Below are 12,952 nucleotides of genomic sequence, written 5' to 3'. Positions count from 1 at the left end.
CATTTTCATGGAGTTCATCATTGAAATAATCTTTTAAAGAAGTATTAAATTCTGCCTTGAATTTATCTAATGTAACACCTGTATAGTTTAAAGATAATTTATGAGATAAAGCATCAAATATATTTTCCTCTATAATACTATTATTAAGGTTCAGTTTAATGAGAATATCTCTAAAGTCTTCTTCAGTAATGTTTTTTTCTTTTTCTATGTTTAGAATCATTTTTTCTGTCAAAGTGAACTTCTTTTGCTCTTCTTTAGTTAGAAATAAGGCTTTAAAAGTTTTATTTGTTTCTCCTATTATATACTCTTCGAAAGATTCTCTAAAGTTTTTGTTTTTAACTAAATCTAGATGAATATTTTCTAGATTGGTATTTGTAATTTCATCATCAAGAATGGATAAAATTTTACTAGGAATTTTAGTCTCTAAAATATATTCCATTTTTTTCTTTGAAAAATCTTCTAACCTCTCTATTTCTGATAATAATATTTTACTAATAATAGATTCTTTTTCAATTATTTTTAGAGTATCAATATAATTTATCAATTTTCTATCCAATCTCTTTTTATTTTTTTTATCATTTAAAATAAAGTTTAAAACATTTTTAACTTTATTTCTACTTCCGTATTTAATTTTCAAGAAATTGAAACATCGTGTTATTTTTTCTTCTATACTTTTTAGACTTGGATTATATTGGCATTCATAAAATTCTTGTCCATCTTCTAGTTTATTAGGCGATTTAGCAATAGAAATTTCTGGGGTAATTAATTCATTGTTAAATTCACTTAAATTAATTAATTTAATTCTATTATTTGTTTTAATTTCCAAAAGTTGTTTTAGAATATTATAAACCAAAGAATTTATAATATTATCACTTTTAATACCTTTTTCAGGCTCTATCGTTTTGTAAGTATAATCAATATAACACCCATTTTTAACGGCTAAGTTAACAAAACTACCTAAAGATTTTTGTTCTATTTTAGTGTTTTTCTCTAAATCTGATGTTGCTATATAGGTTTCAGATACTTGATTCTGAGTCTTTAATTTCACTTCACTAAACTTATATCTCTTTTTGATACTTTCATTTTCATATAATTTATTTTTTTTAAAATTATTAAATCTATCTACTAAATTAGTTTTTAATTTTCTATCATCGACTTTAAAAACTTCAGCATAACAATGAACTTTTGTTTTTTTATTTCTATTCCTAAACATTAGTTGTAATAAACTGCATGCAGAAGTATGGTGTGCAGTTGAGCTAAAATCAAAGAAAAAACTTGCTCCTCCTTCTGTACCTTTGGTGATGTTTACTCCTACATTTAGAACAGAGGTTGTAAAAGTTACTTTAGGCTCTAAATACTCATTATTAACAATTTGTTTATATGCATTCATTTCTTTAGAATCAGCACTTATAATTCCAATAGTAGGTGTTGATTGACATATTGAGTCACAATAACTTTTGAATGCATTTATCTTGTGAATTATTTTTTCTTTATTCTCACAGAAAATAATTGCTTTTCGATTTTCTGAAATATCATTTAAAATTTGCTTAAAAATTAAAAGCTCTTTTTTCTCTTTAGAAATTTCATCTATTCCATTAATTAAAACACAAGGCTTTAAATCTTCGTTTTTTTTAATATTTAATATTTTAAAATTATTTTTAAAATATTCTTTAAGTGTAAATACCTCCATACTAGGAGTTGCTGACAATAAAATATACTTTACATTTCTATTATTATGCGACTCCTTTAATTTTAAATAAGTTTCTGATATTGCTTCTCTAAAATCATCAGATGCTAACAGGTGAGCTTCATCCAAAACCACATAATCATATTCATTTATTATTGAATTAGGAATATTAACAAATTGGTCATATGTGGTTATAACTGACCTTAATTTGTTTTTATTATCAAAAAGTTTGCTCACATTATTTCCTATTGAAGAAATGTATTCTGTATTATTGTCGAAACCTAATTGTTTATCTCCAGTAGAAGAAATTATATTATGGCTTTTTTTGCAGCTTTTAGATTGTTGCTCTACCATAAGTTTTCTTGGAACTATGAATAATACACTATTATTTTTAGACATTCCATCAATATTAGATTCCTGATTTCCTAAAAAAGTAGTTGTCTTTCCTGTACCACAAGGTGAGAAAACATAATTTATGAATTCTGTACAATTATTTATTATCAATTCAGGACTTAAATACTTGTTTATTTTTAAGTCTGAAGTAATATTTTTGTCATTTAAAATATCAAATATAGGATATTCGAAACCTCTAGTTTTTAATAATAAATGAAGTGAGTTAGTAATATCTCTTTCATCTATTCCTAAAATATCTACAAGGCTTTTACTTCTGGATTTTATTACTCCATCTTCAGATAAATATATATCAGAGTACTTATAACTAGAGTTTAATATTTCTATAATCTCCTGCCAATTGTATATCACAGATAAAGGTTCTAAATAGTCTAACCAATAATTATCTTCTACTATTTTTTCGTATTCTAGTTGTTTTTCCAATGAAAAATATGTTTTTTTAAAGTCACCTTTAAAAAAAAGTTGTGCGTATAAATGGAATGGAGTATATCCATTTAAGCTACCTGTAAAACAAGTAAAGGAATTCCTTTCTGGATTAATATTTACCGACTTATTATTTTTTCCTACTTTTTGGTAAACTTCGAACCCACTAATATTAGTACATACATACTCATAATACTCACTAATATTTAATAAGTATGAACATTTAATTCTTTGATTAAATAATTTTACATTTTTTTTATTGTCAAATTCAGAGCTAAAACTATTATTTAAATTTAATATTTTACTTTCCTTTTTTTCAGATGTCTTTGCTAAACTATTTTTTTTAATAGTTTCCTTATTAAAACTTTCTTCGTTATGTGTAAGTTCCACATCAAATTCTAAAGCTTCCTTATTTAGTTCAACCCTATCCCAGTCAGCATTAGTAGTATTAGAAAGTTGAACAGGAAACATCCTTCCTTGTGTAAATTGGGCTTGTGCTTCATCAAATTCAATTTGAGTTGGAGGGTTTAAGTTCTCATTTATAAAACGATAAACTGTTATACCTATTTCTTTATGTAAATTATTATTATTAATATTTTCCAAGAAAGGACAGTATAGAACTCCACAAATTCCTAGACCACTTGACGAACGGGCTGTTATAAGTGATATAGACTTCATAAATTCAAAAACTTTGTTGTTCAAAGCATTTGGTTTGCCATCTTCTGAATATAGAGTAATATTCTCCTTTTTATCTAACTTATTCTTTACATCGATATCATAAAATAAAAACGGAGAACCGTTACAAATGGAATTCTTGGTAGGACTTATACCTCCCTGTAGAAGTAATTTAGATATGCAAAGCCCATGTCCTTTTATAATTTCTCCTTTTTCTTTCTTTTTAAAAATGAAATAGTGATTGTTTGCAGAAAATTTTTTGATAGCATATACAAGTTCATTTAAAGAAAGATGGGCATATATACCATTAATAGTCTCATCTTTTCCTTTTTTACCATTATAATTACAACGTTCGTTTATTTTATTATTTGCTGTAATAAAACGGTTATTCAAGGGTTTTTCTGCATAAATAGTTTTTCTTTTTCTTTCTCTATACTTTTTAGTAAACCTTGGATGGTAATCAGTGAAATACTTATCATCTAAATTTAATTGTGTTCTGTGTTTTTCTGAATGTTTTACAGTAGTTATACTACATTTAAAATTGTTTGTTTTTGTCATATATACATATATTTAAAATTAATAATACTATTTATGAGCCTCATAAATGAGGCTTTCTTTTTAAAATAAAATGGTTTTTGAATTATTAAATTGAAACTTTTCTATACATGACCTTTTAAAACATAATTAATAATGTTACTATTTAGTCTAAAAAAAGTTGAAAGATACTTCGCTTAAAAATAAAAAAATATCACCCTAAAAAATTTAGGACTCTTTTATTGATAAGAAAAAGTTTGTTTTTTTTATTGAATTAATTCCGTAGTTATTTTTGGAATCGATGCAAATCTAATAAAAAAAGCTATATAATACAAATTTAAGTACTATATAACTTTTTTATAAAATATATGTTCTACAAATATCAATACAATCCTAATATATGTTTAGAGTTATTAAGCACTGTATCAAAATAGGTTTTGTCTTCTATAGTCTTTGTATCAAGTAATTTTTGAAAATCATAATAATTATCTTCATTATTATTATATAAAGCTCTAATTTTTTTATCAATCAATTTTACTTTTTTCGTAGCATTTATCCATGAAGTTTTCTTGGCTTTTGTTAATGTCCAATTTTTATGAGCTAAAATCCCATTATACATTGTTTTTAAATATGGGGTAGCTTGTTTTAAATAGTACTTAACTTTCGACGGTATCTTTGATTTATTTAGAATGTATTTATAATTTTTAGCTTCTAAAGCATTATAAATATCCTTTGTAACATTAATCTTTTTCCCATTTTTTAACTTTATAGTCCAACCTAAGGCAGTAATATTAAAAGTACCACCCATTTGTTTTGCTCCTTCAGATATAGTTTTATAAACATCAGCTTCTATAGTAAATTCTTTAGGATATCTAAAGTCGCGTATATAAACATCTTCTCCATCACCATTTATATTTTTATAATATTCATATGTATATGTACTCCCTTGTATGTAAGAGTTTACTATTTCTCCTTTATATCTTTTATTAAAATAGTCATTCTTATAGGATACATATATGACGCCTTTATGGATATACTCTCCTTTTATAGTCTCTAAATCAGTGTTTTCTTTTAAAGTTTGGAGTTTTCTATTTATTTTAGGTAATGACTTAATATAATCTTGACTCAAATTATTTTTAGCATTTCTTATTTTTTCTTGTATTTCTTTATTATGCTTAATAATAACTCTTTCATTCAGAAACTTAATTACTTTTTTAGTTTTTAAAATTATGTCATCTGAATTATAGGAATAACCAAAAAGAGAAGGTTTAAATTCAGATTTCTCTATTTTTAATGGGGAGAAATCTAACCTTTTTTGTTTGTTTTGTTCATAGATTTTAAATGACCTTTCCAGAAGTTTTTTTCTTTCTTTTTTAGAGTTTGTATTTAGTTTAAGCTGCTGAAAGTTGCTAACCAATTCTTCTAAATCTTTTATACGTTTAAGTACTGTTAATTTTTTATTATAGATAGTTAATGTGTCATTTATGCTCTCTGAATAATTTTTATCAGTTATAGGATAGCTAAAATCAGGTAGTTCTGTATCTTTAGTTGATTTCTCATAGATAGTATTATTCAATTTTTTTAGATTAATAAATCTTATTTTTTCTTGACTATATGAAATTAAGTTAGAAAAAATGGTAATAAACAAAATTAGTTTATTGGCTATTAATGTTCTTTTCATAATTTATATGTTATATTATTTTATGCAAAAATAATCAAAAAAGGTTACAAACAACCCGTTGATTACAATTGGTTGTTTTTGGTTTCTTGTGTGCAGATTTGTTTCATGGATAAACGAACACGAAAACGTGAAATTCCAGAGTTCTGTATTGAATTAGGAAAACACATAAGAAAATTAAGAAATGAGAAAAATATACCTATTGAAGAAATAGCTTTTAAAGCTGGTATAGATGCACAAAACCTTCGTAAATATGAATTAGGTAAACAAGAAATGAAAATATCTATGCTTAAAAGAATAGCTGATGCATTTTTAATGCACCCTTCAGAATTATTAAAGTTTGAAGAAAAAAAATAAGATATTGTTTATTTACTTGGTAATAAATAACTAGCTGCGTATTGAAAATTCTCTTTTAAAGCTTTATAATCTTCAAAAACCTTTCTATACCATAGCTTATCATCAGGATACTCTTCCATAACTCTAACATCGTAGTATTCGCCATTTTTCCATGGCTCAATTCCTGATATAGTAATATTATGTTTTTCTACTCTATCCAAAATAATTTCAAAATCTGATTCATTAAAGTAATAAATGTATGGACTATCAAAACCAGTATTTAGATTTGTTAGTCCATCATAAATATTTTTAACTAAGTATTGGTGTTTTTCTTCGAAATTCATATGTTATTAATAAATAAGTTTGCAATATAACTTAATAGTCAATAAATTTAAATATAACGATTCATTTTATACTCATTTTGTGAGATGTTTTTAAATAAAATTATTACTTTGTATTTTGAATAAAACAATTCAAAAATGAACCGAATAAAAGAGGTTTTAGAGAAAAAAGGAATTAAGCAAATTTGGTTGGCTAAACAATTGGGTAAAAGTTACAATATGGTAAACTCATACGCTCAAAACAGAAGACAACCTAGTATTGAAGACCTTTATAGAATTGGAGAAATATTAGGCATTGAAGCCAAAGAACTTTTAGTAGAATCGAAGGATAAGAAATGAATTTAGATACACAAAGTCTACAGCCAATTATAAACTTCATCTGGGCAGTTGCAGATGATGTATTAATAAACAAATATTTAGAAAACCAATACCAAGACGTTATTTTACCCATGACGGTTTTAAGACGTTTAGATTTGGCTTTAGAGCCAACAAAAGACAAAGTACTTAAAACCCACAATGAATTTAAAAGTAAAATGGATAATCTTACTGGGATTTTAACCAGTAAAGACCATGGTTCTGGATTAGAATTTTATAATACTTCACCATACACAATGAAAATGTTATTAAAAGACCCTAATAACATTGATGTTAATTTTTTAGATTATTTAAATGGTTTTTCTGAAAATGTCCAAGACATTATTCAAAAATTTAAATTTCGTAACCAATTAGATACTTTTGAATCTACGGGAATTACTTTTTCCTTATTAGAAAAGTTTTGTAGCCCTAAAGTTGAGTTAAGTCCAGAAAAAATATCACCTATGGCTATGGGGTATATGTTTGAAGACTTAATTCGAAGGTTTAATGAAAAAACTAACGCAGCAGCAGGACGACATTTTACCCCTAGAGAAATCATAGAATTGATGACTCACTTGGTGTATTTACCTGTAAAAGATAAAATACAAAAAGGAACATATTTGGTATATGACCCATGTGCTGGTTCTGGAGCAATGCTTACACAATCTAAAAAGTACGCAACTAATCCTGAAGGAGAAATAAAGTCAAAGGCAAGCTTTCACCTATACGGGCAAGAAAACACGGGAGAAATGTATGCCGTTTGTAAATCAGATATGTTATTAAAAGGAGAAGACCCAGATAAAATACAATTTGGCTCTACACTTAGTAAATATGGTTTTGACCCCAACTTAAAGTTTAATTTCATGCTTACCAACCCTCCGTATGGTACAAGTTGGAAAGAAGACCAAAAAGAATTAAATGAAGGAACGGGTAAGAAAATTGAAATAAAAGACACTCGCTTTAATCTAGAAATTAAAAACTTTAAAGGTGAATTAGAAAGGAAGTGTTTAACATCTCGTAGCACTGATGGACAATTAATGTTTATGTTACATATGCTTTCTAAAATGAAAGCCCCAAAAGATGGAGGTAGCCGAATAGCTTCTGTACATAATGGTTCTGCTTTATTTACTGGAGACGCAGGTAGTGGTGAAAGTGGCATACGACAATACATTTTAGAAAATGATTTATTAGAGTGCATTATTCAGTTACCTAATGATATGTTTTATAACACTGGTATTGCTACTTATATTTGGATTTTAAGTAACAATAAAAGTGAAGAACGTAAAGGAAAAGTACAATTGATTAATGCTTCTTCTAAAGAGTTTTACACTAAAATGCGTAAAGGCTTAGGTGATAAAAAAGTTGAACTTGCTCCAAAGCAAATTATTGATATTCAAAATATCTATTTTGATTTTGAAGAAAATGAATATTCTAAAATATTTAACAATGAAGACTTTGGCTTTTATCAAATAACAACTCATCAACCAGAAAAAGACGAAAAAGGAAATATTATTACTGACAAAAAGGGAAACCCAAAACCAGATAAGAATTTAAAGGATTCAGAAAATGTTCCAATGGCGGAAAATATTGATGACTATTTTGCTCGTGAAGTATTACCATTTGCTGAAAATGCTTGGTACGATAAAAAGAAAATGAAAGTTGGTTACGAGATTCCTTTTAATAAATACTTCTATGAATTTAAGAGTTTACGCCCTTTAGTTGATATATCAAATGCCATTCTAGCTTTAGAAAATGAAACTGAACATTTACTTAAAGAAATTGTGGACTAATGGCGTATCATAGATATAGTAAATATAAAGATTGTGATATTCCTTGGGTCAAGGAAATACCACAAGATTGGCTCGTAACTGAAGTAAGAAATGTCTTTTCAAAAAATGACATTAAAAATGAAAAGCTTGAAGAAAACAACCTACTAACATTATCCTATGGTTCTATAAAACGAAAGAGTATAAATACAGCTGGTGGTTTGCTCCCTGCTTCTTTTGATAGCTATCAAATTTTGACAAAAGGAATGATAGTGCTCAGAATGTTAGACTTACAAAATGACAAGAATAGTCTAAGGGTAGGTTATGTTCCTGAAAGAGGTATTATAACAAGTGCATATATTGGTTTAGATTCAAAAATAGAATGTGACACTAAATATTTTTATTACCTCTTGCACTTTATGGACTTGATAAAGCATTTCTATAATGGCGGTGGTGGTGTTAGGCAATCAATTGGCTTTACTGATTTTAGAAGAGAAAAAATAATTATTCCTTCAACAAGTGAACAAATCTCCATTGCCAATTTTCTAGATTACAAACTAGAAAAAACAAACCGTTTTATTACAAAGAAAAAGCAGTTAATAGCACTACTTACAGAGCAAAAAGCAGCCATTATTAACCAAGCTGTTACCAAAGGTTCAGACCAAAATGTACCAATGAAAGATTCTGGTATTGAATGGTTGGGTGAAATTCCTGAACATTGGGAAGTTAAACCTTTAAAATATTTTGTTACTTATAATGATGAGGCATTACCAAATAGTACAGATAAAAGCTACAAACTAAATTATATTGATATTAGTAATGTTAATAAAGATGGTGAAATAGACGAAATAATTAAATATACTTTTCAAGACGCTCCTTCAAGAGCAAGAAGAATTGTAAAAAAAGGAGACGTAATTCTCTCTACGGTAAGAACCTATTTAAAAGCAATAGCAAAAATTGAAAATGATGAAGACGTTATTGTATCTACAGGGTTTGCAGTTTTAAGACCTAGAATAAATATAAACTCTGAATTTCTAAATTCTGCTGTTAGAGCAAATTATTTTATTGAAACGGTTTGTGCAAATTCATTTGGAGTTAGTTATCCTGCAATAAATGCAAGTGATTTAGTTACATTGAAATTAGCAGTTCCTAATTCCGTTCAAGAACAAAAAGAAATTTCACATTTCATCAAAACAGAAACTTCTAAAATAGACAAAACTATTTCCACCATAGAAAAAGAAATCACACTTGTAGAGGAATACAAAACAGCATTAATATCAGAAGCCGTTACAGGAAAGATAGATGTAAGAAGTTTTAAAATTCCAGAGAAAGAAGAGTCTTTAGCGATGGTGGCAGAAGAAGCTTCAAATTATAATAAAATAGATTAAAAATGAGTTCTATTGCAGATATAAAATTATTAGGATGGGTTATTGATAAACTTTTATCGTATAGTGATAAACAAAAGGTAAGAGTAAATGAGGCAATTGCTTCAATTCAGGAAGCTTGGTTGTGTACCTTTGATTATCTGAAAAATCAAAATGGGGAATATACCCCTAGCCAAGAGCTTTCAAAATTATGGAATATTGCTGCAATGAAAACAAGATTGATTGACCAAGAATTAGGTAATAAGCTCCAAAATAAATCAAGGTTTTGGATTCATCCAGACTTACCAAGACAAAGTCGCATACTACTACTTACTGAAATACAAGATGAATTAGAAAGATTAAACAAGAAATTTTAATATGAGTAAAACTACCAATACTAAAGAAAACGGTTTTGAGAAACATATTATAGACTATTTAGTTGATACTAATGGTTATCTATTACGTACATCAAAAAGTTATGATAATATAAATTGTGTAGATAGCGAACTCTTATTTAATTTTTTAGAGGCTACGCAACCTAAAGCATTAGAAAAATTAAAACGCTACCACAAAGAACTATATCAGCAAAAGATTATTAAACGTATTAACGACCAAATAAAACTTAAAGGTATTATTGAGGTGTTGCGTAAAGGAGTTATAGATGGTTTTACAGATACTAAAATTCGTTTGTTTTATGATAGACCTGTTTCTACTTATAATAAAAAAGCAAAAGACTTATATGACTCTAATTTGTTCTCTGTAATGAGACAAGTTTATTATTCTACCAAAAACAAAAACTCTTTAGATATAGTTACTTTTATCAATGGTTTACCAATCATGAGCTTTGAGTTAAAAAACGAATTAACCAAGCAAAATGTAAAACATGCTATTAAGCAATATAAAACAGACCGTAATCCAAATGAAGAGTTATTACGTTTAGGAAGAATGGTAGTCAATTTTGCTGTAGATACTGAAGAGGTTTGGATGTGTACACAATTAAAAGGTGAAAACTCTTATTTTTTACCTTTTAATAAAGGTTGTAATAACGGAGCTGGAAATGAACCAAATGGTGGTATAAAAACAGATTATCTTTGGAAAGAAATTTTAACTAAAGATAAACTTACCAATATTTTACAAAATTATGCAAAGTTAATTACTGAAGAAAAAGAGTATAAAGATACTAGTGGAAAGAAGAAAATAAAGAAAACCAAGAAACTTATTTTTCCTCGTTTTCATCAATTAACAGCTGTTTCAGAAATTTTAAAAGATGCTCAAGTAAAAGGAGCTGGACAAAAATATTTAATTCAACATTCAGCTGGCTCTGGAAAGAGTAATTCTATCTCTTGGTTAGCTCATCAACTGGTAGGATTACATGATAAAGCAGGTACTAAAACTATTTTTGATTCTGTTATAGTAATTACAGACCGTAGAGTTTTAGATAAACAGATACGAGAAAACATAAAACAATATCAGCAAGTAAAAGGTGTAGTGGCTGCTATTACAGAAGGCAGTAAACAATTAAAAACAGCTTTAGAAGAAGGAAAGAAAATTATTATCACTACCATTCAAAAATTCCCATACATTGTTGAAGATATTGGTAATTTACCTAGTAATAATTTTGGTATTATAATAGATGAAGCACATAGTAGTTTAAGTGGTCAAATGGCTCGTAAATTAAACGAAACACTTGCTAAAGTTTCTGATGAAGCAGAGTTGGAGAAAGAGTTAGAAGATTATGATGAAACTGAAAGTAATGAAGTAACTGGAGAAGATTTTATAAGAGCAATGATAAAAGCTCGAAAACTATTACCTAATGCTAGTTATTTTGCTTTTACAGCAACACCTAAAAACAAAACCTTAGAATTATTTGGAGAACCATTTGAACAAGATGGTAAAACTAAATATAGAGCGTTTCATTTATATTCGATGAAGCAAGCTATTGAAGAAGGTTTTATAAAAGATGTATTGTTAAATTATACAACTTACCAAAGTTTTTATGCTTTATTGAAAAAAATAGAAGACGACCCCGAATATGATAAGAAAAGAGCTCAAAAAAAATTAAAAGCTTATGTAGAAGCTCATGACCATGCCATAAAAAAGAAATCTATCTTAATGATAGAGCATTTTATTAATAATGTTATCCGAAAGAAAAAAATGCAAGGTAAAGCTAAAGCAATGGTGGTTACAAATAGTCGAGCTAAAGCGGTACAGTATAAGCATGCTTTTGATACTTATTTAAAATCTATTAACAGTCCTTATAAAGCAATTGTAGGGTTTTCTGGAGAAGTAGAAGGAGAAACAGAATCCAGTTTAAATAGCTTTCCTAGTGGTGATATTCCTGAAGAATTTGAAAAAGATGAGTATAAATTTTTATTGGTAGCTAATAAATTTCAAACTGGATTTGACCAACCATTACTACATACAATGTATGTAGATAAAAAGTTGGGAGGAGTAAATGCAGTTCAAACATTATCTCGTTTAAATAGAAGCCACCCCTTAAAAAAGGATACTTTTGTATTAGATTTTGCAAACTCTTCCGATGAAATACGAAAAGCTTTTTCTCCTTATTTTGAAAGTACAATCTTAGGGGAAGGAACTGACCCTAATAAATTATTTGATTTACAAGATGCTTTGGATAATTTTCAAGTATATTCTCGTGAACAAATTGAAGAGTTCTCAAATAAAATATTAGCTAATGTACCTATAGACCAGTTACATGCTATATTAGACCAGTCAAGCACTATATATAGAGGTGAGTTAGATGAAGAAGAGCAAGCTGATTTTAGAGCTAAAGTAAAAACTTATGTACGTTTATATATTTTCTTATCACAAATTGTTGATTTCGAAAATGCCTACTTAGAACGTTTGTATATATTCTTAAATCATTTGCAAAATAAATTAGTTACAGATGTAGAACCAGATTTATCACAAGGAGTATTAGACAATATTGATATGGATAGTTACCGTTTACAGTTAGAAGCTACTTCTAATATTGCAATGGAGCAAGGTGAAGATTTAAAAGCTATACCTACAGAAATGAGAGGTAGTGTTAATGAGCCTGAGATAGACCAACTTTCTAATATTATAAAATCATTTAATGAGCGTTATGGAACTGAATTTGAAGATGCAGACAAGGTTAGACAGATGGCAGAAAGTGTAGTCAATGGCGTAGCTAAAAATGAGGATATGTTAAACTCTATACATCATTCTGATGAACAAAATGCACGTATTACAAGTGATAAAATAGCACAGGAAGAATTACTGAAACATATTACCACAAATTTTGATTTCTATAAAATAATTAATGATAATGCTGAAGCTAAGGAAGAGTTTAATGCAATGGTTTTTAATATGGTGAAGGATTTAATGAGAAAAACAGTATA

General features: G+C 27.5%; 9 protein-coding genes. 6 read left to right on the top strand and 3 right to left on the bottom strand.

Translation table 11 applies throughout. The features are described from left to right. On the bottom strand, positions 1-3,754 hold a 3,754-nt coding region (locus Q0881_RS17450; RefSeq protein ID WP_299163174.1), incomplete at its 3' end, for a DEAD/DEAH box helicase family protein. Positions 3,755-4,112: 358 nt separating this feature from the next. Next, the gene (locus Q0881_RS17445; protein ID WP_299163172.1) at positions 4,113-5,411 is read right to left on the bottom strand and encodes a hypothetical protein; all 1,299 of its coding nucleotides are present in this window, start codon (positions 5,409-5,411) and stop codon (positions 4,113-4,115) included. Positions 5,412-5,516: 105 nt separating this feature from the next. On the opposite strand from Q0881_RS17445, the gene Q0881_RS17440 reads away from it, so the two are divergent. Further along, entirely contained in the window at positions 5,517-5,765 is a 249-nt protein-coding gene (locus Q0881_RS17440; protein ID WP_093868984.1) for a helix-turn-helix transcriptional regulator, read from the top strand. Positions 5,766-5,773: 8 nt separating this feature from the next. On the opposite strand, the gene Q0881_RS17435 is transcribed toward Q0881_RS17440, so the two are convergent. Then, positions 5,774-6,088, bottom strand: a complete 315-nt coding sequence (locus Q0881_RS17435) for a hypothetical protein (RefSeq protein ID WP_093868983.1) — start codon at positions 6,086-6,088, stop codon at positions 5,774-5,776. 135 nt (positions 6,089-6,223) lie between these two features. On the opposite strand from Q0881_RS17435, the gene Q0881_RS17430 reads away from it, so the two are divergent. The 5 genes from Q0881_RS17430 to Q0881_RS17410 form a co-directional block, all read left to right on the top strand. After that, positions 6,224-6,424, top strand: a complete 201-nt coding sequence (locus tag Q0881_RS17430; protein ID WP_093869220.1) for a helix-turn-helix transcriptional regulator — start codon at positions 6,224-6,226, stop codon at positions 6,422-6,424. Then, entirely contained in the window at positions 6,421-8,229 is a 1,809-nt protein-coding gene (locus Q0881_RS17425; RefSeq protein ID WP_299163167.1) for a class I SAM-dependent DNA methyltransferase, read from the top strand. The genes Q0881_RS17430 and Q0881_RS17425 overlap by 4 nt, the downstream gene beginning before the upstream one ends. Continuing rightward, positions 8,229-9,593, top strand: a complete 1,365-nt coding sequence (locus Q0881_RS17420; protein ID WP_299163164.1) for a restriction endonuclease subunit S — start codon at positions 8,229-8,231, stop codon at positions 9,591-9,593. The genes Q0881_RS17425 and Q0881_RS17420 overlap by 1 nt, the downstream gene beginning before the upstream one ends. Before the next feature lie 2 nt (positions 9,594-9,595). Beyond that, positions 9,596-9,946: a hypothetical protein gene (locus Q0881_RS17415; protein WP_299163162.1), complete on the top strand. Its 351-nt coding sequence runs from the start codon at positions 9,596-9,598 to the stop codon at positions 9,944-9,946. Between the two features lies 1 nt (position 9,947). Next, the coding region (locus tag Q0881_RS17410) for a type I restriction endonuclease (RefSeq protein WP_299163159.1) at positions 9,948-12,952 on the top strand (3,005 nt) is incomplete at its 3' end.

It is taken from the genome of uncultured Tenacibaculum sp. (genome assembly GCF_947494125.1).
Taxonomy (GTDB): Bacteria; Bacteroidota; Bacteroidia; order Flavobacteriales; family Flavobacteriaceae; genus Polaribacter.
The sequence above is the reverse complement of the archived record's forward strand: the minus strand, read 5'-3'. Positions and strand labels throughout refer to the sequence as shown.

Excerpts from the sequence above, each read along its gene's own strand:
- Q0881_RS17445 (WP_299163172.1), bottom strand. The coding sequence starts at position 5,411 with ATGAAAAGAACATTAATAGCCAATAAACTAATTTTGTTTATTACCATT.
- Q0881_RS17440 (WP_093868984.1), top strand. The coding sequence starts at position 5,517 with ATGGATAAACGAACACGAAAACGTGAAATTCCAGAGTTCTGTATTGAA.
- Q0881_RS17435 (WP_093868983.1), bottom strand. The coding sequence starts at position 6,088 with ATGAATTTCGAAGAAAAACACCAATACTTAGTTAAAAATATTTATGAT.
- Q0881_RS17430 (WP_093869220.1), top strand. The coding sequence starts at position 6,224 with ATGAACCGAATAAAAGAGGTTTTAGAGAAAAAAGGAATTAAGCAAATT.
- Q0881_RS17425 (WP_299163167.1), top strand. The coding sequence starts at position 6,421 with ATGAATTTAGATACACAAAGTCTACAGCCAATTATAAACTTCATCTGG.
- Q0881_RS17420 (WP_299163164.1), top strand. The coding sequence starts at position 8,229 with ATGGCGTATCATAGATATAGTAAATATAAAGATTGTGATATTCCTTGG.
- Q0881_RS17415 (WP_299163162.1), top strand. The coding sequence starts at position 9,596 with ATGAGTTCTATTGCAGATATAAAATTATTAGGATGGGTTATTGATAAA.